The sequence below is a fragment of the Micromonospora sp. genome (assembly GCF_048594385.1).
Classification (GTDB): Bacteria; Actinomycetota; Actinomycetes; order Mycobacteriales; family Micromonosporaceae; genus Micromonospora; species Micromonospora wenchangensis.
The window spans coordinates 1-24478 of the sequence record NZ_JBMDWU010000437.1; the positions used below are offsets into that span (position 1 = coordinate 1).

Genomic DNA, 24478 nt, shown 5'->3' on the forward strand with positions numbered 1-24478 from the left:
CCGGCCGTACCGCGCGTCGCCGTACCACCAGGCGGTGGCTGGTCGGCGCGGTCGTCGTACTCGTGGGGTCGCTGGTGTTGTCGGTCTTCGTGGGCGCGAACCCGGTGCCCCCGGCGGACGTCTGGGCGGCGCTGCGGGGCGCGGGCAGCGACACCGCGCAGTACGTCGTCTGGGGGCAGCGCCTCCCGCGCACCCTCGCCGGGCTGCTCGTCGGAGCCGGCCTCGGGGTCGCGGGCGCGCTGATGCAGGCGTTCACCCGCAACGCGCTCGCCGAACCGGGCATCCTCGGCGTCAACGCCGGTGCCGCCGCGTTCGTCGCCGCCGGCATCGCCTTCTTCGGGATCACCTCGCCGGCCGGCTACATGTGGCTCGCCCTGCTCGGCGCGCTCCTGGTCGCCGTCGCCGTGTACGCCGTCGGCGGCGCCGCCGACCTGCGGGCCACCCCCACCCGGCTGCTGGTGACCGGGGTGGCGACCGGTGCCGTGCTCGCCGGCCTGACCACCGGGATCACCCTCACCCACCCCGACACCTTCGACCGGATGCGCGGCTGGAACGCCGGCAGCCTGCTCGAACGCGACACCGCCGTGGTGCTGCCGGTGCTGCCGCTGATCGTGGCCGGGCTGCTCGCCGCGCTGGTCGCGGCCCGCAGCCTCAACGCGCTCGCGCTCGGCCCCGACCTGGCCGCCGCCCAGGGCGTCAGCCTGGTCCGGACCCGGCTGCTCGTGCTCGGCGCGGTGACCCTGCTCGCCGGTGGGGCGAGCGCCATCGCCGGCCCCATCTCGTTCGTCGGGCTCGTGGTGCCGCACCTGGTGCGCTGGGGCGTCGGCACCGACCAGCGCCGGATCCTCGCCGGGTCCCTGCTGGCCGGCGGGATGCTGGTGCTGCTGGCCGACGTGCTCGGCCGGATCGCCGTCCTGCCCAGCGAGATGCCCGTCGGCATCGTCACCGCGTTCGTCGGTGCGCCCATGCTGATCGCGCTCGCCCGACGCCGACGGGCGACCGCGCTGTGAACCGGCCGGTCCGCCGCACCGCCGGGGGTCGCCGGCTGCTGCTCGGCACCGACCACCGGCACGTGACCGTCGGCGTACGCGAAGCCGCCGTCTGCGCCGCCGCCGCGCTCGTCGTCGCGGCGCTGGCGGTGCTCGGCCTCTGGCTGGGTGACTTCCCGCTGCGCCTCGACGAGGTGCTCGGCGTGCTCGGCGGCCGGATCGACGGGCTGACCCGCACCGTCGTACTGGAGTGGCGGCTGCCCCGCATCGCCGCCGCCGTCGCCTTCGGCGCGGCGCTCGGCGTCGCCGGGGCGATCTTCCAGACCATCACCCGCAACCCGCTGGCCAGCCCGGACATCATCGGCCTGGCGAACGGCTCGTTCACCGGCATGCTGATCGCCCTGCTGCTGCTCGGCGGCGGCTGGCACCTGCTGATGCTCGGCTCACTCGCCGGCGGCCTGCTCGCGGCGCTGGCGATCTACCTGCTCGCCTACCGGGACGGGCTCTCCGGGTTCCGGTTCATCGTCGTCGGGGTGGGCGTCTCCTCGATGCTCGCCGCCACCAACACCTGGCTGCTGCTGCGCGCCGACCTGGAGACGGCGCTGTTCGCCGCCGCCTGGGGTGCCGGTTCGCTCAACGCTGCCACCGCCGACGTGGTCTGGCCGGCCGCCGCGATCATCCTGGTGCTGCTGGCGGTCACCCCACTGTGGGCGGCGGCCCTGGCCCAGCTCGAACTGGGCGACGACGTCGCCGCCGCCAGCGGAGTCGCGGTCGAGCGCAACCGCGCCGTCCTCGTGGTCATCGCGGTCGCCCTGGTCAGCGCGGTCACCACCGTCGCCGGCCCGATCTCCTTCGTCGCCCTGGCCGCCCCGCAGATCGCCCGCCGGCTCGTCCGGGCCCCCGGCCTGCCGCTCGCCGCCACCGCCGGGGTCGGGGCGCTGCTGCTGCTCGGCGCCGACCTGATCGCCCAGCACGTGATCCCGCTGACCGTGCCGGTGGGGGTGGTCACGGTCACCCTCGGCGGCGCGTACCTGCTCTGGCTGCTCGTCCACGAGATCAGGAGGACCCGATGGTCGACCAGCTGACCGCGCGGCTGCGGGCCGAGAACGTCACCCTCCGGTACGACCAGCGGACCGTCAGCGCCGACCTGTCGTTCGCCGTGCCCGACGGCTCGTTCACCGTCCTCATCGGGCCCAACGCGTGCGGCAAGTCGACGCTCCTGCGGGCGCTGTCCGGGCTGCTCCGCCCCGCCGAGGGTCGGGTCACGCTCGACGGATCGGACCTGGTCACCCTGCCGGCGAAGGAACGCGCCCGGCGGATCGCGCTGCTGCCGCAGACCATGACCGCGCCCGAGGGGATCACCGTCCGCGAACTGGTCGGCCGGGGCCGCTACGCCCACCAACGGGTGCTGCGCCGCTTCTCCCACGCCGACGAGGAGGCCGTCGAGTCGGCGCTCGACTCCACCGGCACCACCGACCTGGCCGACCGGCGGGTCGACGAACTCTCCGGCGGGCAACGCCAACGGGCCTGGATCGCCATGGTGCTCGCCCAGGAGACGCCCCTCGTCCTGCTCGACGAGCCCACCACCTACCTGGACGTGGCACACCAGATCGACGTGCTCAACGTGCTGCACCGCCTCGTCACCCGGGGACGCACCGTGGTGGCCGTGCTGCACGACCTCAACCACGCCGCCCGGTACGCCACCCACCTGGTGGCGATGCGCGACGGCCGGATCGTGGCCGAGGGGCACCCGGCGTCGACCGTCGGTGCAGGGCTCGTCGCCGAGGTGTTCGGGATGCCGAACCAGGTGGTCCCCGACCCGGTCACCGGGGCACCCATGGTCGTACCGGCCGACACCCGGGAACCGGCCGCCGGATGAGGTGGGCGACGGCGGCCCGGTCTCCGGGGCCGCCCGCAGGCGTACCCGACCGGGAGGGCGTGGTCGGGTAACCTGTGGGCGAACGGGCCGCTAGCTCAATGGCAGAGCTGAGGACTTTTAATCCTTAGGTTCAGGGTTCGAGTCCCTGGCGGCCCACTCTTCACCGCCTCTGAGCTGGGAACGCGCCAGACAAAGATCATCGGGCACAACCAGGGCACAACTCAGCTCGAATGTTGGTCGGCGCGAGGTTCCCGCCGTGTGCTGTCTGCGTTCCGCAGGAGGCCACCGACCAGGCCGCGCGGCCGGTCCTTCTTTGGCATCCAGTGAACGTAGGTTTCCAGCGTGATCCGCAGGTTGGCGTGTCGGAGCGCGTTCTGTACCTCCTGGGGCTCGACGCCATTGCTCATCAGGGTGGTGGCGAAGAAGTGGCGCAGGGAGTGAAAGGTGCCCTCCTTCGGCCAGCCGGCGGCTTCGCGCCAGCCCGCCCACAGCTCCGACCAGTAGTTGTCGGTCAGCAGCTTCCCCCGGGACGAGGTGAACAGGAAGGCGACCGAACGAGTCCGCCGCTCCCCCGTAGTGATGTCGGGAAGGATGAACTCGACGGGGCCGACGTCGCTGATGTGGGCGGTCAGTTCCTCGGCGACGACCGCATCCAGGTCGACGGTGCCGGTGGAACCGCTCTTGGGTGTCGAGAGGTAGAAGCCGCCGAAGTGCTCCGGAGAGTGCCGTAGCTGCTGGACGACGTGCAGCTCTCCACGGTCGAAGTCCGCGCAGCGCGGGCCGTGTTCCATGCCCAGTACCTCACCGAGACGAAGCCCCTCCCCCGCTCCCAGCCAGATGGCGGCCCGGTACCGGCGCGGGACCACCTCGACGAGCTTGAGCACCTGATCACCGGTCGGGACCCACTTCGGTGCCCGCGACAGACCGCGCAGGATCTGGGCAAGCTTCACGCCGTTGCACGGGTTGTCGGGGATCACCTTGTCGACAACAGCGGCGTTCATGATGGTCTTGAACAGGCCGAAGTACAGGCTGACCGACGATTTCGGCGTTCCGTCATCGAGTAGGCGGCTGAGCCATGCCAGCACGTCAGTCAGGTTGATGGAGCGTATCGGCCTCGCACCGAAGACGGGCAAAAGGTGCTTGCGCAGGTTCTGCGGAATGCGCCGTCGCGTCTCCGTGGCCCAGCCCGACTCCCGCGCTTCCCTCCACCGCTGCGCGTACTCGGCGAAGGTCAGCCGCTCCGTCTCACGCCTGGCCTTCACCTCGGCCGCCACTCCCGAACGGCATTCGAGGTCGAAGGCGTCCGCGTCGACCTTGCGCTCAAACAGGCGCTCCCGAGGCTCACCGGCACCGTCGGCGTAGCGCACCCGCCACCGCTTGCCCCGGCCGTGTCGCTTCGACGGGAGTCGCTTCTTGTCCGGCCCGCGCTTGGTCAGATACCACAGGTCATCAATAGGCATGTCAGGCCGCCCTCTGGTCGAACCAGGCGCGGACGTCGGCAGGGTCGTATCGGAGGTGCCGGCCGACCCGGGAGGCGCGGGGACCGATCCGGCGGTGCCGCCACTGGTAGAGGGTGCCGACCGGGATGCCGAGGAACGCTGAGACGTCGGTGACGCTCCACAGCCGTTCGGGGGTGGCGTTCATCGGGGTTCCTTCCTGGCTTGCTGTCGGGTCGTGCGGATGCGGTCACCGATCGCGGTGGCGAGTTCGAGTTGTTCGGGGGTGTCGTAGCCGATGCCGAGGATCTGCCAGTCGTTGGCGACCAGGACGTCGGTGTCGTCGGGCAGGCCGGCATCGGTAAGCGCCGTGCGGAGCTGGTGGGCCTGACGTTCCGCCCGGAGGTTCTTGAAGGTCGTCGAGTAGATGCGGGACTTGGTGAGGAAGTGGCCCCGGAAACCGAGCATGTGCGCCCAGTGGCGCAGCTTGAGTTCGGTGTACTGGTCGAGGCCGCCGAGGTCCCACGCGGTTTGGATCATGGCCCGGTGGTGGTCGGACACCCGTAGGAGCGCGATGTGTTCCTGTGAGCGGATGCGCCGGTCTCCGGTTTCGGTGGCCCCGGTGCCCTTGGTGGCGTACTTGGCGATGTAGCCGGCAAGCCGGGTGTCGTTGACGACCTGGTCGCCATCGTCGCCGCCATCTATGTCGATGTCGGTGGCGGTGATGTCCTTGACGTCGACCTGCTTGCCCCACTGGAGGACCAGCGCGGTTCCGTCGGGTCGGGCGGTGTCCAGCTCGACGGACGAAGCCGCGATACGGACCGCGTCGGCCAACACGTCCGGGGTGAGCCAGGCCGGAGGCGTCGAGTCCGGGCCGGAGGGTCCGTCAGCGCGGATGACCGCGTGGAAGTGGACCAGGCCGCGCCGCTGATACTCGGCAACCTTCGCGTAGGAGATCCGCAGGTGCGCCCCGGACGCGCGGACGGTAAGGCCGCCAGCGGCGGCGATGGCCCGGCGGAGGGCGATGGTGAACCGGTGCCAGAGTTGGCCGCTGTGTGCCTGCCACAGCACCGCCCCGACGTAGTCGTAGGTGCCCGGATCGAGCGGGCTACCCAGGAGCGGATGTCCCTCGGGGTGCCAGCGTCCGCAGGAGCAGGGCCGCTTGCCGGGCCGGTTGTGGACGGTGCCGAACGACGGGGCGGTGAGGGTCACGAACAGGCGAGTCGACCGGGCGACGGTGTCGGGGACGCCCTTGCCGCCGGACATGCCCGCGTGGATTAGGTGCCAGGCGTCGGCGGCGTACCGGTCGGCGCAGGTGGGGCAGACGGCGGCGCGGCGGGTGCCGCAGGAGGCCCACACCCGGCCCTGCCGTGAGGCGATCAGGTCTCCGGTGCCGAGGTGGCGGACCTCCCACTTGCCGACGAGGCGGACCGGCTGGAGGCAGCCCTTGACGCTCTCGACGCCGGCCCGCCATTCCTTGTACGCCGGCGACCGCATCCACCGGGACAGGGCTGCCTCAGCGTCGTGCCCGTCGTACGCCCGTTGGGGCGTGCGGGGTGGTGATGACATGGAATCCCTCCGGGACGGGCCTGCCGTGCCCCCGGGTGCTCTGAGGGGCACGGCAGGCCATGGCGAGTGAAGGTCAGTGCTGGTAGCCGTTGGCGGTGACCGGGGTGAGCCGGTCGATCACCCGGGCCGCGATCGGCAGCGGTAGGCGGGTGGCGCGTTGGACGTCGACGGCCGTCACAGGATCGGGCGAGTCCGCGACGAGCTGCCGAATCTGCGCCTGGATAGCTACCGGGATGCCCAGCCCCTCCAGCCCCACCACCACAGCCGGAACCGGAGTCTGCGGCGGGGCGACCGGGGCCGGGGTGGGGGTGGTCTGCGGCATGACCGGAACGGCCGGGATCTCGACCGGGGCAACGGGGGCGACCTGCCGCGAAGGTGCGGGGACAGCCGTCGCGGCCGGGGTCAACTCGGCGGGTTCGGGATAGTTGGTCTCAGGATTGGTCAGGACGACGGCTCGGCGTGCCTGGGTACAGCGTGCCTGCACGATCGGCATGACTTCGGCCAGGAAGAACACCAGGACCGGGACCATGATGTGCGCGGCGAGCATGCCCGCGCTGATCGAGCCTTCCCGAGGCCAGAGCGCCGGTACGACGTTCATGACGAGGGTGGAGCCGAGGAGGAACCGTTTGAGCCAGTCGACGGCCCGAGAGTCGATGTCGATGCTCCGGGCGATCATCGCGGCTTCCCAGCGCAGGATCGTGATGAGGATGCCGACCAGGCACGGTTCGACGCCCCAGCAGCCCCACCACACCGGGTCGGCCGGGGTGAGGTTTCCGGCCAGGAAGTCCTGAACGCCGGTGGTGGTGAACACCGACCCGACCGCCAGGAACACCCATAGCGACCGGGTCACCGACACCCGTAGGCGTTCGATGTCGACGATGTCGAGCGCGGCGGCGTCCTGCTCTAGGTCGTGAAGCTGACGGGCCACGTCGAGACGCTTGCTCAGCTTCCGGACCGGCCGAGGTGGCTTGGCGCCCTGCTGCGTGTCGCTCATCGCTGGCCCGTCGTAGCGAGTTCGGACACCGGCCAGCCGGCGACGCGGACGAGTTCGGCGATGTCGGAGTCGTCGCAGTACGCGGCCCGGACCCGCACCGGGGTACGGGAACGCTGCTTCACGACGAACCCGATGCCGGCCGACTCCGGCACGTTCGGGATCTCATCCGCGAGCGCTCCCCGGCGGCGCATGTCCTCACCGAGGACCATGTCGACGTGCCCGGCCGAGGTGGTCCGCAGGCACACCCGCAGGGAGAACAGGTCCCGCTGCGGGATGACGTCCTTGGTGGGTTCCTGGAGCGCGCCGACCACGCTGCCGCCCAACGCCCGAGCTTGCGACAGGATCAGCGGCAGGACGGCCTGAGCGCCTTTGGTCAACGACCGGTCGCCGTACCCGGTCACCGCGCCCAGCTCATCGAGGACCAGGACGTCAAGCGGGGTTTCCCGGGACATGGTGAAGGTCCGCCGGCCCTGCTCGGCCAAGGTGCGCTTGCGACCCTGCATCGTGGCCCAGAAGCCCTGAATGACCTCGACGATGTCGGCGTCGGTCTCGGCGTACCGGTACGACACCGGCTGCAAGGCGTTGAGTTCGGTGCCCTTGGGGTTGACCACGTGCAGGCGGACCAGGCCGTCACGGATCAGCGGCGCGCACGCCCGCAACGCCATCGACGTCACCGAGTTCTTCCCCGACCCGGAAGCCCCGCCGACAAGCCAGTGCTGACCCAGCAGCGGCGCAACCCAATCGGTGCCGTGCTCGGTTTCCCCGAGATACACCCGGGACAGGTCCACCGCGTCCGAATCGCCCAGCAGGTCCGGCGGAATGATCGGTTGCGTGAACGGCTCCGACCGCTGCACCACCAACGCGATCACCTGGGGGCGCACTCGCTCGACGCCGACCCGCTCAGCTCCCAGCGCCACCGCCAGAGCCTCAGCGGCTTCCTCCCACATCTTCGGCGTCTGCCCCAGCAACAGCCGCACGTAGACGGTTTCCGTGGACGGGGAGTGCGAGCGGATACGGATGATCCGGGGCACGTTGATCACACCCGTCGTGCGGTGGACCGTGACCAGGTTGCACGCCTCCACCACCCGGCTCCACCACGGCCCGAGGTAAGCCCGGGACAGCCACCGCCGCCGCACCGCCCGCAACCGGGGTGCTGCCACCAGCTCCCAGGAGTCCGGGTGACCCCGGTACCAGCCGACCCCGGCAGCGATCGCACCGGCCATCACGCCGCCCGTGGTCGCCGGCCCGAACTCAACCAGACCAGCGCCCAGCGCGGCCGGAGCCGCCACGAACCCGGGGTGCCTGGCAGCCCACCCCGCCACACGCCATTCCCAACCCCGAACGCGCTTACCCATCTCCCGCACCTACCTTCACCAATTCATAAAGTGATCAATAGCCACTGCTTTAAGCATGAAAAAGGCCCGGATCGGATTACCAACCCGGGCCTTTCCGTCGAAGAACTGTCGGTCAGTGGACCCCTTCGAGCATCTTCTTCGCGAGCGTCGTCGCCCGCTTCGCCTTGTCGGTCTCCTCCAGCCACGGCGTGGCCTCTTCGAGGAGGAGCAGCAGCACCGCCACCGCCCGACGCAACTCGTCGTAGTGCTTCATGTAGCGGTACCGCTCCGGCATTCCCTTCATCGACTTGCGCATCAGGAGCATTGCCTGATTGACCCCGTCGTAGGTGTCAGTAACCCGGTACGACATCAGTTCACCTTCCACGGCTTGGCGATCAGGTCCGCCTCATACGTCTTGACCCGTACGCTGAACGCCCGAAGCGACTCCACCGCCTGGCGGTGCGCGTCCTCCAAGTCCTCAATCCGGGCGGCGAACTGGTACACCATCCCGGGTGGCGGCTCACACGACTTGATCAGGCTTTTCACGCCGTCCAGGAGCATCGCCAGGCCCTGCACGTTGCCCACCAACGCCTCATACCGCCGCCGGCCGGTCATCGACTTCACCAACTCCGGCACCAAATCCACACCTGCTCCTCCCGGTCACGGAAGCCCACACGATCGGTGGACACCACCCACCCCCGGGGAACCCGCACCCAGGAGGGATGGAAACCACCGACCAGGCGGTCACTCCCGGCCCGTCAGACGCCACACCCGACGCCACCGACGCGTCTCACGACGAATCAAACCGACGTTCACCGAAACCGACAGAATCAGCAATCCGATAAGCGTCAACTCGAAATCAGACATAGCAACCTCCCTTCAATTGTCGAATAGTGATATCAACCTGTTTTAGGCAAGGTTATATCCACTGTGGAATTCTCAATGAACATGCTGCCGAGGATGAACCGATCAACGGCCCATTGCCTCGACAAAAGTGCCCCGACCCGACTCGAACGGGTCACCCACCAGACAGGGGCGGGGCGAACGATCAGAAACGCGCCCGACTCACCGCGCGGTCTTGAGGCCCTGCGCCTTCCACGTCAGACCCGACCGGCCATCGCGCTCCCAGTGCGACACCGTCGGCCCGATCAGCTCCACCAGCTCCCCCTCCTCGACCTGGCCGGGGTCAGCCGAGAGCGTGACCTTCAGTTCCTCGCCCTTGCCCCGGTAGCCGTCCTCCGTCGCCACCGGCTTGGCGAACACCGCCACCGTGAACAGCGGGTCATTCGTGCCGTACGCCGTGAGCACCTTCCCGTCCTGATCCGCCTTGATCGACGGCTCCTCCACCACCCGCAGCTTGTAGCCGGACAGGTTCACAGGGATGTTCCGCATCTGGGCTTCTCTCCTTCGGTCGACCCTCGGGTGGTCGGACGTCGTTGCCTTAGGTGGGTCCGAGTAGGGCGGATACAGCGGTGCCCAACCCCGGAGGGGTCTAGAGCTGTCTCCGTAACCCCCCTTACGCCACAACCGTAAGTCGGGCTTCAGCCTTCGTCAAGGGGCCACTCTAGGTTTCCGTAACCCCCCTTACTAGACTGGCCTCACCACCCCGGAGGGAGAGTCTGTGGAAGAGCTACAGAGGGTCAGAGACACCCCGGACCCGCTGGATCGGGTTCGGCTGGCGACTGAGGCGATGGCCGACTATCAGGCTGCGATCGCTGAGTTCGGCAAGCTGCGCCGGGACGCCGTGGACTACCTACGCAGCCAAGGTATGACGTTGGCGGAGATTGCCGACAAAGCAGGCGTCAGCCGCGCACGGCTGTCACAGCTCAGCGCCGCGCCGAAGAGAGCCCCGGAGCGCATCCTGTTCTCGGAGGGGTCGACCGTGACGTTCGCAGTCGACACCAAGCAGGAGAGCGGGTCCGGGCGTCCGGTCGTGCACCAGGAGCACGCGGCTGCGATCGAGATCCTTAACCGCACCGTTCGCCGAACTGGCTTGGAACCCGTCGAGGTCGAGTACATCATTCCTCCCGGCCTAATTGATCTTAACCGTGAGGGCCTGGTGGTGATCTGTGGTCCGCGACGGTCACCGCTGATTGCGCAGATGCTAGCGGCGGACGAGCGTTACGGATTCGAGAAGGACGCCGAAGGTTGGTATCTTCACGACAAGGCGACCGGGCGTCAGTACCGTTCCCCGGAGGATTCGGGTAGGCCCGGTGACTATGCCTACCTGGGTCGCCTGCCGAGGCCGGACGGGCGAGGTTACTGGCTTTACATGGCTGGAATCCATGCGCCAGGTGGTCAGGGTGCGGCAATGTATCTCGAACAGGAGCTAAGCGACCTGTATCGGGACGTGAAGGCCACTCGTTGGTCATGTCTGGTCGAATGCGAGTGGGACCCCGAATCGCGCCAGATTCAGCGCGCGGAACTGCTGGCACCAATCCATCAGCCCGGGAGGAAGAGTGCACGTAAGCGTAGCTAGTGAATCCGGACGTCCCGATGGCAGGAACGAGGATTGGGCCGGAGCCACGACGAGTGTTGCCGTAGTCCTTGACGGACTGTCAGAGGCGTCCGAGACGGGCTGTGTCCATGGAACGCCCTGGTATGTGCACCAGCTTGGAAGCAAGCTGCTGTGGCTTGCGGGCAGCTCTGGTCGTGGCTTAGGGGAGGTGCTGGCGGAGTCCATCGACGCTGTAGCGGCCATGCATCGCGACTCCTGCGACCTCGCACATCCGGGCTCCCCGTGCTCGACGGTAGCCATGGTGAGAAACGTCGGAGAATCGCTGGAGTATCTTGTTCTCTCGGATTCCGTCATAGCGCTTGATCGAACCAGCGGTGAGCCGGCAGTGATACAAGATAAGTCGGTCAACGCCTACGCTTCAGATAGCGCACGGGCCGCCAGTTCCGGCAAAGACAAGAGTGACAAAAGCGCGCTCTTCACGCTGATCCGTGAACAGCAACAGGTGAGAAACCAGCCCGGCGGCTACTGGGTAGCGCAGGTCGACCCGTCGGCGGCCGATCATGCGATGTCCGGACTTGTGGAAGAGGTACGCGGCGCTGCCCTGCTGTCGGATGGTGCCGCTCTTCTGGTGACCGACTTCAAAGCGATGGATTGGCCCGCGCTACTGACCTTCTCCTACGAACAGGGCCCATCCGCCTTGATCGCGGCCACTCGGGAGTATGAGGACCGTGATCCGGATGGTTTGATCTGGCCGAGGTACAAGCATCGGGACGACGCCACGGCGGTGATCTGTCGGCTTTAGCGCGTGGTCCGGGCGTAGCGTGTTCAGACTTTCTTTACTTGGTCAAGGGCGGGCCTGCGGCCCGCCGCCGTGTTCGCGCCGGGGCGCGCGTGCGGCCTGGCGGCCGGTCACGCCCCGGCGCACGGCGTGGCAAGAGGAGCGATCGACAGCCGCGGCCGGGCGGGCCGGACGCACGCGGGATACTCGGGCACGCGCAGCGCCCGACGCCGGCCGGACAACCCCTCGTGTACCCCGGCGCTACGACGGGCCGCCGCCGGAGCTGGGCTCCGAGAATGCCGCGCGGGGAAGGACCGGCAAGCCCCAAGCATGGGGGCGGCGGTCGCGGTGCCCGAGCTGGTGACCCCCCGTGCCAGCTCCTACCTCTGTCCAGGTCAGTTCAAAACCGGCACCTGGGAAGGGGGTGGGGAGCCGCCGTGGGCGGGGTGGTCGACCAGGGGCCGGCTCCGAGTCTGGTCCGGGTCAGGTCAAAGGCGCTGCTGTGGCGGTGTCCACCGGGTGTTCGGCCGTGACACGAAAGGCGAGCCCGACGTCAGGCGCCCATCAGCACGACGGACCCGCTTGAGGCCCGCCAGCCGTACGAAGATCTCCCGCTTGGGACGGCCTGGCCCTGGCCGTCGAGCTGGTAGCCGGTCACCCACGCCCAGCCGTCATAGGTGGGCCGGGGGCAGACCGAGATCACCCGGAACACGAACGCCGGTGTCCGCGCGAACTGCACCGACGCCTCCCGGCTGATCAGCAGCTCCTCACCCGGCGTCGGGGGCTGGAGGCGAGGTAAGGCCCGTGGATCAAGAGGCATGCTCTTCCCTCCCTGCGGTGGCCCTGCCCGACCGGATTCGGAGGAGACCGGCCGGGCAGGGGGTACGCCGCACCGGGGCGGGTTCGGGCCTCCACGACCAGCACAGCGGGATAGCCGCAACGTACCAACGCTGGACTACCTACGTCTAGATACGTAGAAGGTCGATGCCGATCATGGGAGGACTTCTAGCGTCAGCAGCATGGAGCCCGACCCGGACGCTGACATCGATCACGGCGCGCCACTGCCGCCGTATCGCCAACTGGCCGGCATCCTCGTGGCTCGGATTCGTCGGGGTGACTGGCAGCCCAACAGGGCTATCCCGTCCGAGTCTCAGCTTGTCCAGGAGTACGGCCTTGCTCGGGCGACCGTGCGACGCGCGATCGCGGTACTCGTGGACCAGGGCGTGTTGTTCGTGGTGCCGCAGCGCGGAACGTTCGTCAAGCCGGAGGGTCAGTAGTCTTCGATGTCCGGTGCATGATCATCGGGCACAGATCCGGCACAACTGAGACCAGAAACCCCTGTAAAACGTCAAGAGGCGATGAGGGCTACCGCCCTGCTCACAGGCTGGATACGTCCGGTTGAGGCTGATCCGCCAATGCCGTCTAGCACTAAGGGTTCGAGTCCCTGGCGGCCCACCACGATCCGCCTTGGACGCGAAAGCGTCTGACGAAGGTCACCGGGACGCAGCCGGGGCACGACGCAGCCCCGGTCCTCGTCTGCACGCAGACCCCGAGCACTGCCCGTCTCCCGCCTGCGGCCACCCACCGGGCCCCGCGGCCGGTCCCTCTTCGGGCACCCGGTGAACGTAGATCTGCACGTGATCCGCAGGCTGGCGGCCTCGATCCCACCGGCGTCGGCCGGGACGCCGGTGGGCCGTGCGCTGGAGGGCACCGCTGGACGCCTTCCATTTCGCCTTCGAGATCGGGTCCACCCCACCAACGACCGACCACCTTGACTTCCGAGACCAGCCGTCGATGTAACCGGCCCTGCCTGGCCGGCTACAGGGTGCATCGGAGCCTCAGGCGGCCCCGGCAATCGGGTCCAAGGGTTCGGCGTTGCTGCGGCGGATACTCACCACCTCTCCCTCTTCGTGCCAACCAAGCTGTTCCGCTTTCGCTCCCAGCGCGTAGAGGGTGGGTGCGTTTGCGCGCTGGCGGAGCCTGGCGAGCATTCCTTCTGCCGTCCTCGTGCTGACGTAGAGTGCTGCTGCCGCAGCGGCGACGGTCTGACCCAACAACAGTAGTCGCAGTAATTCGTGTTCCTGGCCACTAACACTTCTGTCCCCCGTGGACATGACAACCTCCGGCTGAGAATCCCGGCATCGGTAATCAAGAGCCTAGGGTGCAGCACCTATCCCCGACTGTCAATGCCGACAAATCCACCAAAGGCTCGATACCGGACACGGTCGCCGCACTGCTGCGGGTATCCGCAACCCTTCCCCGGCAGGCTTGTCGTGGCCCCATGGGTCCGGCCAGTCTGCATCGACGGGAGTTCCCGTGACAACTATCGGTTCCATCGGGAGGATGCATCTTGTTCGCCAAAGGGATTATCGGCCGCATTGTCGCCCTCACGGCCCTCGTGTCCGGGAGTGTGGTAATCATCAGCGCCACGGGAGCGCAGGCGGCACCTGAGCCCCTCTGTCTCAGCACTTCCGCGGCCAACAGGGCGACAGCTGGCGACGGCGGGGCAAAGGCGTTGGACCGCACCCTCGTCGCCCTGCGTCGTTCCGGCAAGTCGCAGGCGGAGATCGACCGGACGCTGTTCGCCGAGGAGGGACTCAGGCTCGTCTCGACCCCGACGCCCCGAACCGCTACTCCGATGTCGTCGGAAAGCATCGTCAGTGTGCCCGCGCCCTCCATATACAGGGACACCTGCACCAGTAAGTACTACGCGATCGCAACGTGGAAGTTCAGCAGTCTCACCTCACTCAAGAGTGACGGTGGTTGCACGACCACGTGCAATGTCGGTGGATACGACGTGTTCGCGATCTCCTTCAGCCGTAACGTCTCCTCGGTGTCGGGATACTCCTCGACCGCGTGGGGCGCATCCAGCACGTTCCCGTCCTTCAGCCTGACCATGGTCTCCGGCGGGACCGACGGGGTCGCGGCCAGGGCGCAGGATCGACTCTGCGGTGGATCCGGCTGTGGCGCGCTGGACTACAACATGTACAACGGCCAGATCGTGTACTCGATCAATACTCCCGGCTGCGGCGAGCTCCAGGCCTTCTCGGAATACACCCACACCTGGTCGACGGCACAGATCACCGGCATCGGCGTCGGGATCGACTCGATCAGCGTTTCGTGGAACCCGACCGACAAGGGCTGGGACAAGGGCAGCCAGCCCTCGAACGTCGTGCGGCCGTGCTGAGGCCCGGCGCAGTCTCCAGGGCATCCGGTGGCGTTCTCGTCGCGGCGGCAGTGCTGACGGCCACCCTCGGCGTCGCCTCGCCCGCCCTGGCCAACGACGGCAACTGCGGACCTGGCGACTTGTGCCTCTTCGAGGGCAACAACATGAGCGGTGGTCGCTGGGACCTGGGCAGCAGCGACAGCGACTACGCCAGTGGCGACAAGTGGTGGGGGACGACGATCTCCATCAACGACCAGGCCAGTTCCGGACAGAGCAAGTACAGCTTCTGGGATGCCTACCTTTACGAACACTCCTACTACCGAGGCTCCTGGCTCCGCATCCTCCCGGGGGAGAAGGTCTACTACTTCTCCGACTACGGGTTCAACAACAAGGCTTCTTCCAACGACTACTGAACATTCCGCATGTGGCGGAATTGAGAGATAATTGTCATGCGTCAGGCGCTGGTGGCCCTGCCGGCCACCAGCGTCTCAATCGCAGAGGTAGGCCATGCCACGATTGAGAACTTTAATCCCCGTCGTTGTGGTGACCTTTATTTCCGGCTGCGCAGGGCCGACTGCCGAAGTTGCGGGTGAGCCGGAGATAAGTGTCCGTACGGAACCGGTGCTCGCCGAGAAGGTTGCTCTCCCACTCGACGCCTACATGCTCGACGCGCGGAGCGAGGCGATAGTCACCTACGCAACTTCCCTGATCGCCGCGAAATGCCTGGCTCGCTTCGGCTACCAGGTCGTTCCTCCACCGCTGGTCGAGGGACGCCCCGGTCATCCCGACAGGTTCGGCATCACGGACGAGGCGGAGGCACGACGCTACGGCTACCACCCGCCTCCCAGCCGGCTGGCCGGCCCGAGGCGGGAGCCGGAGTTGCCCCCGGGGGCCTACGCGATCATGCATGGCGAGGTCGCCAGGAGCGAAGCCGGCCAGGTTCCGGAGGGCGGATGTCTGGGGGAGGGACGCCGGGCGCTGGGGTCAGTCTCCTCGGAGAGTTTCGCGCTGCCCTTCGCGCTCGCCGGTGAAGCGACGGCGCGGGCCAGGCAGGACCGTCGCCTCCTGGCCGCCTTCGACGACTGGCGTGACTGCATGTCGAAGCGGGGCCATGACTATCCGGACCCCTGGAAGGCGAATGACGATGTGCGGTGGCAGGGTTCGAACGTCGCGACGGCAACCGAGAGGGAAGTCGCGGTCGCCGATGTCACGTGCAAGCGCGAGACGAACCTGATCAACATCTGGATGGCAGTGGAGGCGGCCTACCAGACGCGCTCCATCGAGGAGAACGAGACCCGCCTCGACGAGGTCAAGCAGACGATGGATGCGGAGCTTCGCGCTGCCACATCCGTCGTCATGTCGAGTGGGACAACATGGTCCCCTCACGTCGCACCGCGTTGATCGCGACAACCGCTGCGGTGGCTGTACCCACCGGTCGACCGTGGCAGGCTGGCGAGCTTTCCGGGCCCGATGCCACCACGCCGTGCCCGAACTCGACGGGCACAGGGGGAGGACATCGCGATGAGCGGTGAAACACACGACGGCTTTTGCCGGTGCGGGTCCGCGAAGGCTGGCCTGGCGACAAGACGACGGTGGTTGGCACTGACCGCTGGGGCAGCTGTCCTGTCCGTAACCGGTCTGGTGGGCTCGACCTATGTGAAGTCGCCGGCGGAGCGGCGAGCGGCCGCCGCGCCGCCAACTCCCACCGTGCTGACCGCGCCCGTCGAGCGCAGGGTTCTGGCGGACACCGTAGTCGTACGGGGGACCGTGGTCACCGAGCGGCGAATAGAGGTCACGCCCGTGGTGTCCGATGTCGGCGCTCAGGTGGTGACCCAGGTCAGGGCGAGGACCGGTGCCACCGTGCGCGCGGGGCAGGTCCTTCTCGCCGTCTCGGGACGGCCCTTGGTCGTACTGCCGGGGCGCACACCCGGCTACCGTGACCTCAAGCCGGGAGACAGTGGTGAAGACGTCACGCAGCTTCAGCATGCCCTGAAAGGACTGGGCCACTACCGGGGCGGCGACCGGGCAGGGTACTTCGGTGCATCGACCAAGTCAGCGGTGCGACGACTGTACCGCTCGATAGGTTACGACGTTCCTGACACAGGAGGCCGCGGCGGAGCAGCCGATCGTCCTGCCCTGGACGCCGCTCGGTCGGCCATCGAGTCAGCGGAACACGAGCTACGGACCGCGGTTCGCGACGCCGCAGGTCAAGATGCCGTCGACATCGCCCGTCGTCGTTTCGAACGCGCGAAGGCGGCAGAGACGGAACTGATTGCGCATACGGGGCCGATGCTGCCGTTGGCAGAAGCTGTCTTCGTCCCAGCGTTCCCGGCCCGGGTCATCGACATGAAAGCGGAGGTCGGCCGCAAGATCGAGGAGCCCCTGCTCACCCTCGGCGCCGGGAATCTCAGCATCGAGGCGAAGCTGCCCCCGGACCAGGCCACTCTGGTGCAACCCGGGATGGGGGCGATCGTGGCGTCGGAGATCACCGGCGACGAGACCGCCGCGAAGGTCACTACGGTTGGCGAGCCGGTGGTGGACAGCACGGGTGGGGCGGCTCCACACTGTGTCGTCCTCCTGCAGTCGCTACGCAGGTTGCCGTCAAGTTGGGCCGATCTCGACGTGCGGGTCACGGTGACCTCCGCCAAGAGCGCGCGGAAGGTCCTGGTGGTGCCGGCGTCCGCGATCTTTGCCGGTGCGGACGGAACATCCGCCGTGCTCGTCCAGCCGGCTGCCGGCGTCCCCGTCAGGACCGAGGTACGCGCCGGGGCGAGTGCGGGTGGATTCGTCGAGGTCACCCCACTACACCAGGCACGCCTGCGGGAGGGCGACGTCGTCGTGGTGGGTACCGGCGCATGAACGACCTCATGCGCCTGAGTGCGATCGGACTCACCTATCCCGGTCCGCCGCCGGTGCGAGCGCTCAACGACGTGAACCTATCGATCGCGGCCGGCGAACGAGTCTCCGTGGTAGGCGCCTCCGGTTCCGGAAAGTCGACCCTGCTGAACGTCATCGGGCTGCTGGACCGACCTACAGCCGGGTGCTACGAGTTCCGGGGCAGGGATGTGGGCTCGCTGTCGGAAGGGAAGCGATGCGCGCTGCGCGCTTTCGAGATCGGGTTCGTCCTCCAGGCGTTCCACCTGCTGCCTCGGCGCTCGGCGTTGGAGAACGTGGAACTCGGCCTGCTCTACCGGGGCATAGCGGGTGAGACGCGCCGGGCAGCGGCCATGGAGGCGCTGAAGCGTGTCGGACTGGCCCGTCGAGCACAGGCGATGGCCAACAATCTCTCCGGAGGGGAGCGGCAGCGGGTCGCTGTGGCGCGGGCCATCGTCGGACGGCCGCAGGTGCTGCTCTGCGACGAACCCACCGGGAATCTCGATAGCCGGAGCGCGGCTGACGTCCTTGATCTCTTCGACGAACTTCACGGTGACGGTCTGGCGCTGATCGTCGTCACTCATGACATGGCGGTGGCGGATCGGTCACCGCGCTCCATCTCCGTCATGGACGGGGTGGTCACGTGAATCGCCGCACCAGTGTCCGCTTTCTCGACCTGATGTCCGAGGCCTTGGCCGGCCTGCTGCAGAGGCCCGGTCGATCGGTCCTGACGGCACTCGGCGCGGTGCTCGGCATCACCTCGCTCGTCTCGGTCCTCGGCCTCGCCGCTACGACCGGGGCGCAGATTGATGACCACTTCAGCGAACTCGCCGCGACGACCATCACGGTCGAGGATATCGGCAGAGCCGGGGAGATCTCCTCTCCGCCGTCCTTTCTCCCGGACGCACCGGAGAAAATTGCCCGCCTGAACGGCGTGACGGCTGCGGGAGTGTGGTGGCCGGTACCGAACGAGCGGTATCACCTTGCGGCAGCGCCCGGAGTCCGCAACGACACGAATGTGGGTGTGATGGCTGCGGACAGTGGTGCGCTGGCCGCAGCGGAAATCAAACTCCGATCGGGTCGGATCTTCGACACCTTTCACGAAGAACGTGCGGAACGGGTGGCCATCCTGGGTGCTGCGGCGGCCGACAGGCTCGGGATCTCGACCCTCGCCTACCAGCCCACGGTCTTCATCAATGACATGCCGTTCTCAGTGATGGCGGTTGTCGACTCGGTAGAGAGGTTGCCCGAGCTGCTCCTCAGCGTCATCATCCCCCCGAACTCGGCCGTGGTCGCGTTCGGCACGCCCGAGGAACCTCGTGCCCGAATGCTGGTGGAGACGAGGGCCGGGGCAATTTCCCTTGTCGCATCCCAGATAGCGTTGGCTTTGCGACCGGAAGCTCCGGAGATGTTCAAGGTGGTAGCGGCCGGCGACCCTCAGTCGCTACGCGCGAAGGTCACCGGCGATCTCGACGATATGATCATCGTGTTGGCAGTCGTATGTCTCGTCATTGGCGCGGTCGGTATCGCCAATACGACGCTCGTGTCAGTCTTGGAACGGGTCGAGGAGATCGGGCTGCGGCGGACGCTGGGCGCGCGGCCGTGGCACATAGGTGTCCAGTTCATAGCCGAATCCGCGGTGCTCGGCGCGACCGGCGGGCTCATCGGCACCGCCCTCGGCGTCTCCCTCGTCTTGTCCATCGCCATCGCGCGGAGGTGGACCGCGGTGATCGAGCCTTGGACGGTCGCCCTGGCACCCTGCCTCGGCTTGGCAATCGGGCTATCGGCAGGGCTCTACCCAGCGCGTCGTGCGGCGCGTATCGAACCAGCCGACGCAATGCGGCGATGAGGTAGCGTAAGAAGTGACATCTACCGATCAGGAGGGCGCTGTGAAGATTGGTCACCCGAAAGTACGGTCAGCAGCCTGCGTCGTTTTGTCAGCCTTGGCCCTGTCCGCCTGTGGAGGTCCCGCCCGCACCGAGGTAGATGTGGAAATCCGCCTCAACTCGTGCAACACGCAGAAGGCGAGCTGCCTTGCGTCGGGGCTTTCTGAAGCCGAGATCTCGCTGGTGGATGCCGACGGGCAGACCATCGCCTCCGGAAAATCCGACGACGCGGGTAAGTTGGTGCTGGCGACAGGGGGTGCCGTGGGCGAGGCGCGGGTGATTGCCGTGTCCCCGCTGATTGAAGGTGGCCGGAAAGAGGCCAATCTCGTTCTTCCCCGCGAGGGAGAGACGACAAACATCACCATCATGGCCAACGGATCCGGGACCCCTTCACCCTAGTCAATCCCACTTGCAGAGACCCGTAAGAATTGATCAGATCCTTGCCGCACCCTCTTGCTTTCCATAGGCTGGAACCGCCAATAAAATCAAGACAAGGGAGTCGTCGTGAAAATTTGGCGGTTTGGAAGAACTGTTTCAGCGCCCGTCGTTGTCGCCACCACGGCAGCGATCATGGTGTTGACCGGGGCAAGTGCGGCTACAGCTAACGACGGGGTCTGCGGTTCAGGTGACGTGTGCCTTTACGAAGACACGTCGTGGAGCGGTGGTCGCTGGGACGACAGTGGCAGCGTCTCGAACTTCACGAACGAGCGTTGGTGGGGAACGTCGCGATCCATCAACGACGCCGCGAGTTCCGCCGAGAACAAGTACAGCTGGGCGGTGGCCACGCTGTGGGAGCACTCGTTCAACCGCGGAAGCAAGGTCAGCTTCGGTCCGGGGATTCGGATCGGAAACCTGGGCGACTACGGAATGAACAACAAGGCGAGCGCCAACTGGTGGGGCTAGCCACCAGCACCCTGCTCCCACGAGACCAACGCGACTTGGCGCGATCCTCCATCCTCCCGAGCGAAGGACGCCCTGGCGAGAACAGCCTCACCCAGGGCGTCCGCCCGCCAGGTCCGATATGAAGCCGGGGGACTGTCATTCGGCGCGACCGGCTGGCCCTCCGGCCCGACACGAAGCGCCGAATCCCGTCGCGCCGCCCGGTGACGCGGAGCGGGGGCAGTTGCTGCGCGCGATGGCCGGCGACGCCATCCGGGCCAGCCTGGAACGCCACTTCGGGGTGAAGCTGGCGTTCCAGAACTGCCACCGGGTCGCCGCGTTCCGTCCGGCGGCGGTCGACTCCGAGTCGTACCGCCGGTTCGTCTCCACCCGGGGCCAGCTCCTGAACCAGTCACCCGAGCTGCGCAACTGCTGACCCGTCGCCCGGGTGTGCCGGACCGGCAAGAACCGTCCCGGTCCGGCACACCCGGTGGCGCCGGTCGTCAGCGGGCGCACTCCGCGCAGGTGCCGAAGATCTCGAAGGTGTGCCCGACCTCGGTGAAGCCGTGCTGGGCGGCGACCTGGTCGGCCCATCGCTCGACCGCCGGCCCGGCCACCTCGACGGTGCTGCCGCACCGGCGGCAGACCAGGTGGTGGTGGTGCCGGCTCTGGCTGCACCGGCGGAACAGCTGCTCGCCGCCGGGCAGCCGGGTGGAGTCGATCTCCTGGGCGTCGACGAGCAGTTGCAGGGTGCGGTAGACCGTGGTCAACCCGACCCGGGCCTTGCGGGCCAGCAGCATCTGGTGAAGCTGCTGCGCGGTGTGGAAACCGTCGACCTCGCGCAGCAGCGCCAGCACCTCGCCGCGCTGACGCGTGTTCCGGGTCACGTTCGGCATCGCCTGGGTCACCGTACCGCCGTCTCCGCTCGTCGCCCCGGCCCCGCCGGCGGCCGTCGCTGCTCCCCGCCTCCGCCGGTCCACGCGGAGGCCGTACCCATTATGCGCTGCGGATACGGGCACCCCACGGCCCGAGGCGGGCCCGGGGGACGACGACCGCCGGAGGCGGGTCAGGCCACGGCCGCGACCGTGGTGAGGGCCGCGTGCCGCGACCGGGCGACCACCGCCAGCTCGGTGGCCGGCACCAGCTCGTACTCGGGCACCCCGGCGCGCAGCACGGTGAGCAGCTTCTGCCCGGTCACGGTGCAGGTCCTGCCCCGCGCCGCGAGCAGCGCCGGCACGTCCGCGAACGAGCCGGTCGCCACCACCGCGCCGGCCACCCGCAGGGTGGCCAGGCCCTCGGCGGCGAGCACCGCCTCGACGGCGTCCGGGTCGTCGCCGGTGAGCACCACCGAACGGGCGTCGGCCACCACCGCGTACGCCGGGTCACCGGTCGGGCCGATCACCGAACCGACCCGGAAGTCACCGGTGTTCAGTCGGCAGGTGACCGTCACACCGTGCCGGGCGGCCAACTCGACGGCCCCGGGGTGCAGCACCTTCGCGCCGGCCCGCGCCATGGTCACCACGTCGGCGTACGCCAGGGTCGGCAGCAGTCGCGCCGCCGGGACCTGCCGGGGGTCGGCGTCGTACACGCCCTCGACGTCGGAGTGGATGTCGCAGCCCGGCAGCCGCAGCGCGGCGGCGACCGCGACGGCGGACAGGTCGGAGCTGTTCTTACCCAGCCAGGTGGGGCGCTGGTGGGCGTCGGCCGCCTGACCGCCGGGCAGCACCAGCGCGTCGGCGGCGGCGAGGTGCCCGTGCAGGTAGACCGGGTCGACACCGGTGAGCGCGGCGGCCTGCCCACCCGCCGGGCTGCTGGCCAGACCGATGTGGTGCGGCGGCAGCAGTTCGGCGCGCAGACCGGCGCGTTCCAGCGCGATCCGCAGCAGGGCCGCGCCGACCGTGTCGGCCAACGGCAGCAGGCCGAGCAGGGCCGGGCTGCTGACCTCGGGATGCAGTTCGGTGGCGAGCCGACGCAGTTCCTCGGTGGCCCCGGGCATCCCGCTGGTGACGACCACCAGTTTCTCGCCGTCGCGGACCCGCCCGGCGAGGTGGGCGGCGACGGTGTGGAAGTGCTCCGGACCGGCGAAGCTGGAACCGCCGAACTTGACCACCCGTACCCGGCTCACCGGACCCCCCTCGTTACCAGCACCTCGGCGATCTGCACCGCGTTCAGCGCGGCGCCGATCCGCAGGTTGTCCGCCACCAGCCAGAACGCCACCCGGTTCGGGTGCTCCGGGTCGACCCGGATCCGCCCGACGTGCACCAGGTCGGCGTCGTCGAGGGTGCGCGGGGTCGGCGGCCGGTCGGTCCACACCCGGACCTCGGGCTCGCCGGCCAGCAGCGCGGCCAGCTCACCGGCGTCGACCGGCGCGTCGCAGTCCACCACCACGGTCTCGCTGTGCCCGTTGAGCACCGGCACCCGGACGCAGGTGGCGGTCACGTCCAGCGTCGGGTCGCGGAGGATCTTGCGGCTCTCCTGCCGCATCTTCTGCTCCTCCAGCGTGAAGCCGTCGGCGAGCAGGGTGTCGATCAGCGGGATCACGTTGTAGGCAAGCGGCACCCCGAACGCCTCGACCGGGCCCGTCCGGGTCGGGTCGTCGGTCGCGGCGGCGGCCTGGGCACGCAGTTCCGCCATTCCCCGGTTACCCCGGCCGGATGCCGCCTGGTAGGTGCTGACGGTGACCCGGCGCAGGCCGTACCGCTGGCGCAGCGGGGCGAGCAGGCGCACCAGGGGAATGGTGGAGCAGTTCGGGTTGGCGATGATGCCGCTGTCCGGCCGCCGGTGCAGCACGTCCGGGTTGACCTGCGGCACCACCAGCGGCACGTCCGCCGCCATCCGGAACGCGTTGGTGTTGTCGATGACCAGGGCACCCTGGGCGGCGGCGCGACGGGCGTGCCGTTCGCTGACCCCGGTGCCGGCGGAGAAGAACGCCAGCCGTACGGCGGAGAAGTCGTACCGGTCGAGGTCGTGGACGGTGGCGGTGCCGCCGGGCACGTCGATGCGCTGCCCGGCGGAGCGCGCCGACGCCACCGGCACGCACTCGCCGACCGGGAAACCCCGCTGGACGAGCAGGTCGATCAGGGTACGACCCACCGCGCCGGTGGCCCCGACGACGGCGATCGGCACCGCGACGCCGGTGGCGGCCCGCAGGTCGGTCGCGGGGAGAGCGGGGGTGTCGGTGGAGGATGTCACGTCAGCCCTGCTTTCGAAGGACGGAGTGGGGTGACCCGGCCTCGTCGACGGTCACCAGAGGAGTGGGTGCCCCGGTCGCCACCGGCACCTCGGCCGGCTCGGGCACCGCGGGCCCGGTCGACGCGGCGCCGGGCGCGGGGTTCGGGCGGCGGACGGCCAGCGGTTGCCAGCGCAACGTCACCCCGAGACTGGACAGCACGATCAGCACGATGCCGACGATCTCGGCGAGGGTGGGCCGGTGGGCGTAGACGACGACGTCGCAGACGATCGCCACCGCCGGGTTCACGAACGCCACCACGGCGATGGTGGAGCTGGGCAGGTGCGGGACGGCGGAGTAGAGCAGGTGGTAGAGCACGCCGGTGTGGAACACCCCGAGCACCGCCAGCCAGATCCAGCTGCTCGCACCCGGTGCCGGCAGCGCCGCGAAGCGGACGAACGGCAGCAGCAGCGGAATGCCGATCAGCACCTGGATCAGTGCGGTGATCTGCGGCCGTACCCCCTTGAGCTGCTTCGCGGCGATGGTGGCCAGGGCGTAGAGGACGGCGGCGGCCAGCGCGTTGAGGATGCCCAGGAGCTGCCGGGAGTCCAGTCCCCCGCCGCGCAGCGCCGTCCACAGTTCGGTGGTCAGCACCAGCCCGACGAAGGCCAGCACCACCCAGCCGACGTTGGCCCGGGTGAGCCGTTCCTTGAACAGCAGCGCGCCGAGGACCAGCACGTAGAACGGCTGGGTGTGGTAGACGACGGTGGTGATGGTGATCGACGTCTGCTCGAACGAGGAGAACAGGAACACCCAGTTGAACACCAGGCAGACCCCGCCACCGGCGGCGAGCAGCAGGTTGCGCCGGGTCAGCCCGGTGTTGCGGAAGTAGCCGCCGACCAGGCAGGCCACGGCGAGGGCGACCGCGCCCAGCACGCACCTGGCGAAGACCACGTTGAACGCCGGCTGCCCGGATTCGAGGACGAACACCCCGATCGTGCCCCAGCCCGCCATCGCGACGATGATCTGGACCATCGGTGTCCTGCTGCTGCGGTGGTTCTCCATGG

Annotated in this window: 27 protein-coding genes, 1 tRNA gene and 2 pseudogenes; 16 read left to right on the top strand and 14 right to left on the bottom strand. The window is 68.5% G+C overall.

Going from position 1 to position 24478, the window contains the following annotated elements; all coding sequences use genetic code 11:
- The 4 genes from ACOJTC_RS23815 to ACOJTC_RS23830 form a co-directional block, all read left to right on the top strand.
- Positions 1-1010: FecCD family ABC transporter permease (locus ACOJTC_RS23815; protein ID WP_420118556.1), on the top strand; the 1010-nt coding region annotated here is incomplete at its 5' end.
- Positions 1007-2074 (top strand): FecCD family ABC transporter permease, encoded by a 1068-nt coding sequence (locus ACOJTC_RS23820; RefSeq protein WP_420118557.1) that lies wholly within the window; start codon positions 1007-1009, stop codon positions 2072-2074. The genes ACOJTC_RS23815 and ACOJTC_RS23820, both read left to right, overlap by 4 nt.
- Complete coding sequence (locus tag ACOJTC_RS23825; RefSeq protein WP_357925793.1) at positions 2071-2868, top strand: ABC transporter ATP-binding protein; 798 nt, start codon at positions 2071-2073, stop codon at positions 2866-2868. Before ACOJTC_RS23820 ends, ACOJTC_RS23825 begins: the two co-directional genes overlap by 4 nt.
- 84 nt (positions 2869-2952) lie before the next feature.
- Positions 2953-3024 (top strand) — tRNA-Lys (locus tag ACOJTC_RS23830).
- Positions 3025-3089: 65 nt separating this feature from the next.
- Here ACOJTC_RS23830 and ACOJTC_RS23835 read toward each other — a convergent pair.
- The 9 genes from ACOJTC_RS23835 to ACOJTC_RS23875 all read right to left on the bottom strand — a co-directional run bounded on the left by ACOJTC_RS23835 (position 3090) and on the right by ACOJTC_RS23875 (position 9593).
- On the bottom strand, positions 3090-4328 hold the full coding sequence (locus ACOJTC_RS23835) for a tyrosine-type recombinase/integrase (protein WP_420118558.1): 1239 nt from the start codon (positions 4326-4328) through the stop codon (positions 3090-3092).
- A 1-nt stretch (position 4329) separates the two neighbouring features.
- The gene (locus ACOJTC_RS23840; protein ID WP_194821601.1) at positions 4330-4512 is read right to left on the bottom strand and encodes a helix-turn-helix transcriptional regulator; all 183 of its coding nucleotides are present in this window, start codon (positions 4510-4512) and stop codon (positions 4330-4332) included.
- Positions 4509-5801 carry a replication initiator gene (locus ACOJTC_RS23845; protein ID WP_420118586.1) on the bottom strand — a complete coding sequence of 431 codons (1293 nt, stop codon included), beginning with the start codon at positions 5799-5801 and terminating at the stop codon, positions 4509-4511. The genes ACOJTC_RS23840 and ACOJTC_RS23845 overlap by 4 nt, the downstream gene beginning before the upstream one ends.
- Positions 5802-5946: 145 nt before the next feature.
- The gene (locus ACOJTC_RS23850; RefSeq protein WP_420118559.1) at positions 5947-6867 is read right to left on the bottom strand and encodes a hypothetical protein; all 921 of its coding nucleotides are present in this window, start codon (positions 6865-6867) and stop codon (positions 5947-5949) included.
- Positions 6864-7952, bottom strand: a complete 1089-nt coding sequence (locus tag ACOJTC_RS23855; protein ID WP_420118587.1) for a cell division protein FtsK — start codon at positions 7950-7952, stop codon at positions 6864-6866. Before ACOJTC_RS23855 ends, ACOJTC_RS23850 begins: the two co-directional genes overlap by 4 nt.
- Before the next feature lie 382 nt (positions 7953-8334).
- Positions 8335-8571 (bottom strand): hypothetical protein, encoded by a 237-nt coding sequence (locus ACOJTC_RS23860; RefSeq protein ID WP_420118560.1) that lies wholly within the window; start codon positions 8569-8571, stop codon positions 8335-8337.
- Positions 8571-8846, bottom strand: a complete 276-nt coding sequence (locus ACOJTC_RS23865; protein WP_420118561.1) for a hypothetical protein — start codon at positions 8844-8846, stop codon at positions 8571-8573. Before ACOJTC_RS23865 ends, ACOJTC_RS23860 begins: the two co-directional genes overlap by 1 nt.
- A 99-nt stretch (positions 8847-8945) precedes the next feature.
- The gene (locus tag ACOJTC_RS23870) at positions 8946-9068 is read right to left on the bottom strand and encodes a hypothetical protein (RefSeq protein WP_255541994.1); all 123 of its coding nucleotides are present in this window, start codon (positions 9066-9068) and stop codon (positions 8946-8948) included.
- Positions 9069-9266: 198 nt separating this feature from the next.
- On the bottom strand, positions 9267-9593 hold the full coding sequence (locus tag ACOJTC_RS23875; RefSeq protein WP_420118562.1) for a hypothetical protein: 327 nt from the start codon (positions 9591-9593) through the stop codon (positions 9267-9269).
- Between the two features lie 229 nt (positions 9594-9822).
- On the opposite strand from ACOJTC_RS23875, the gene ACOJTC_RS23880 reads away from it, so the two are divergent.
- Both ACOJTC_RS23880 and ACOJTC_RS23885 read left to right on the top strand, forming a co-directional pair.
- Positions 9823-10680: a sigma-70 family RNA polymerase sigma factor gene (locus ACOJTC_RS23880; protein ID WP_420118563.1), complete on the top strand. Its 858-nt coding sequence runs from the start codon at positions 9823-9825 to the stop codon at positions 10678-10680.
- Positions 10681-10867: 187 nt separating this feature from the next.
- Positions 10868-11461, top strand: a complete 594-nt coding sequence (locus tag ACOJTC_RS23885; protein ID WP_420118564.1) for a hypothetical protein — start codon at positions 10868-10870, stop codon at positions 11459-11461.
- A gap of 524 nt (positions 11462-11985) precedes the next feature.
- Here the strand turns inward: ACOJTC_RS23885 and ACOJTC_RS23890 are convergent.
- A pseudogene (locus ACOJTC_RS23890) lies at positions 11986-12257 on the bottom strand (hypothetical protein); the annotation flags it as partial.
- Positions 12258-12456: 199 nt separating this feature from the next.
- Between ACOJTC_RS23890 and ACOJTC_RS23895 the strand changes: the two are divergent.
- The 10 genes and pseudogenes from ACOJTC_RS23895 to ACOJTC_RS23940 form a co-directional block, all read left to right on the top strand.
- Positions 12457-12714 carry a GntR family transcriptional regulator gene (locus ACOJTC_RS23895; RefSeq protein WP_194821611.1) on the top strand — a complete coding sequence of 86 codons (258 nt, stop codon included), beginning with the start codon at positions 12457-12459 and terminating at the stop codon, positions 12712-12714.
- A gap of 1073 nt (positions 12715-13787) precedes the next feature.
- Entirely contained in the window at positions 13788-14624 is an 837-nt protein-coding gene (locus ACOJTC_RS23900; RefSeq protein ID WP_420118565.1) for a hypothetical protein, read from the top strand.
- A complete protein-coding gene (locus tag ACOJTC_RS23905) occupies positions 14618-15016 on the top strand; it encodes a peptidase inhibitor family I36 protein (protein ID WP_420118566.1) in 399 nt (132 codons plus the stop codon). Before ACOJTC_RS23900 ends, ACOJTC_RS23905 begins: the two co-directional genes overlap by 7 nt.
- Positions 15017-15224: 208 nt before the next feature.
- A complete protein-coding gene (locus ACOJTC_RS23910; RefSeq protein ID WP_420118567.1) occupies positions 15225-16004 on the top strand; it encodes a hypothetical protein in 780 nt (259 codons plus the stop codon).
- A gap of 195 nt (positions 16005-16199) precedes the next feature.
- Positions 16200-17462: a peptidoglycan-binding protein gene (locus ACOJTC_RS23915; RefSeq protein WP_420118568.1), complete on the top strand. Its 1263-nt coding sequence runs from the start codon at positions 16200-16202 to the stop codon at positions 17460-17462.
- Positions 17459-18124, top strand: a complete 666-nt coding sequence (locus ACOJTC_RS23920; RefSeq protein WP_420118569.1) for an ABC transporter ATP-binding protein — start codon at positions 17459-17461, stop codon at positions 18122-18124. Before ACOJTC_RS23915 ends, ACOJTC_RS23920 begins: the two co-directional genes overlap by 4 nt.
- Positions 18121-19326, top strand: a complete 1206-nt coding sequence (locus ACOJTC_RS23925; protein WP_420118570.1) for an ABC transporter permease — start codon at positions 18121-18123, stop codon at positions 19324-19326. Before ACOJTC_RS23920 ends, ACOJTC_RS23925 begins: the two co-directional genes overlap by 4 nt.
- A gap of 40 nt (positions 19327-19366) precedes the next feature.
- Positions 19367-19762 carry a hypothetical protein gene (locus ACOJTC_RS23930; RefSeq protein ID WP_420118571.1) on the top strand — a complete coding sequence of 132 codons (396 nt, stop codon included), beginning with the start codon at positions 19367-19369 and terminating at the stop codon, positions 19760-19762.
- A gap of 105 nt (positions 19763-19867) precedes the next feature.
- Positions 19868-20266, top strand: a complete 399-nt coding sequence (locus ACOJTC_RS23935) for a peptidase inhibitor family I36 protein (RefSeq protein ID WP_363791305.1) — start codon at positions 19868-19870, stop codon at positions 20264-20266.
- 181 nt (positions 20267-20447) lie between these two features.
- Positions 20448-20678 (top strand): annotated as a pseudogene (locus tag ACOJTC_RS23940) (SCO5389 family protein); the annotation flags it as partial.
- A gap of 67 nt (positions 20679-20745) precedes the next feature.
- On the opposite strand, the gene ACOJTC_RS23945 reads toward ACOJTC_RS23940, so the two are convergent.
- The 4 genes from ACOJTC_RS23945 to ACOJTC_RS23960 all read right to left on the bottom strand — a co-directional run bounded on the left by ACOJTC_RS23945 (position 20746) and on the right by ACOJTC_RS23960 (position 24476).
- Complete coding sequence (locus ACOJTC_RS23945) at positions 20746-21138, bottom strand: Fur family transcriptional regulator (protein ID WP_145917370.1); 393 nt, start codon at positions 21136-21138, stop codon at positions 20746-20748.
- A 170-nt stretch (positions 21139-21308) separates the two neighbouring features.
- Complete coding sequence (locus ACOJTC_RS23950) at positions 21309-22367, bottom strand: aspartate kinase (protein WP_420118572.1); 1059 nt, start codon at positions 22365-22367, stop codon at positions 21309-21311.
- Entirely contained in the window at positions 22364-23434 is a 1071-nt protein-coding gene (locus ACOJTC_RS23955; protein ID WP_420118573.1) for an aspartate-semialdehyde dehydrogenase, read from the bottom strand. Before ACOJTC_RS23955 ends, ACOJTC_RS23950 begins: the two co-directional genes overlap by 4 nt.
- A 1-nt stretch (position 23435) precedes the next feature.
- Positions 23436-24476 (bottom strand): DMT family transporter, encoded by a 1041-nt coding sequence (locus tag ACOJTC_RS23960; RefSeq protein WP_420118574.1) that lies wholly within the window; start codon positions 24474-24476, stop codon positions 23436-23438.
- Positions 24477-24478: the final 2 nt, after the last annotated feature.

Excerpts from the sequence above, each read along its gene's own strand:
- ACOJTC_RS23835 (WP_420118558.1), bottom strand. The coding sequence starts at position 4,328 with ATGCCTATTGATGACCTGTGGTATCTGACCAAGCGCGGGCCGGACAAG.
- ACOJTC_RS23840 (WP_194821601.1), bottom strand. The coding sequence starts at position 4,512 with ATGAACGCCACCCCCGAACGGCTGTGGAGCGTCACCGACGTCTCAGCG.
- ACOJTC_RS23845 (WP_420118586.1), bottom strand. The coding sequence starts at position 5,801 with ATGCGGTCGCCGGCGTACAAGGAATGGCGGGCCGGCGTCGAGAGCGTC.
- ACOJTC_RS23850 (WP_420118559.1), bottom strand. The coding sequence starts at position 6,867 with ATGAGCGACACGCAGCAGGGCGCCAAGCCACCTCGGCCGGTCCGGAAG.
- ACOJTC_RS23860 (WP_420118560.1), bottom strand. The coding sequence starts at position 8,571 with ATGTCGTACCGGGTTACTGACACCTACGACGGGGTCAATCAGGCAATG.
- ACOJTC_RS23870 (WP_255541994.1), bottom strand. The coding sequence starts at position 9,068 with ATGTCTGATTTCGAGTTGACGCTTATCGGATTGCTGATTCTGTCGGTT.
- ACOJTC_RS23875 (WP_420118562.1), bottom strand. The coding sequence starts at position 9,593 with ATGCGGAACATCCCTGTGAACCTGTCCGGCTACAAGCTGCGGGTGGTG.
- ACOJTC_RS23895 (WP_194821611.1), top strand. The coding sequence starts at position 12,457 with ATGGAGCCCGACCCGGACGCTGACATCGATCACGGCGCGCCACTGCCG.
- ACOJTC_RS23920 (WP_420118569.1), top strand. The coding sequence starts at position 17,459 with ATGAACGACCTCATGCGCCTGAGTGCGATCGGACTCACCTATCCCGGT.
- ACOJTC_RS23945 (WP_145917370.1), bottom strand. The coding sequence starts at position 21,138 with ATGCCGAACGTGACCCGGAACACGCGTCAGCGCGGCGAGGTGCTGGCG.
- ACOJTC_RS23960 (WP_420118574.1), bottom strand. The coding sequence starts at position 24,476 with ATGGAGAACCACCGCAGCAGCAGGACACCGATGGTCCAGATCATCGTC.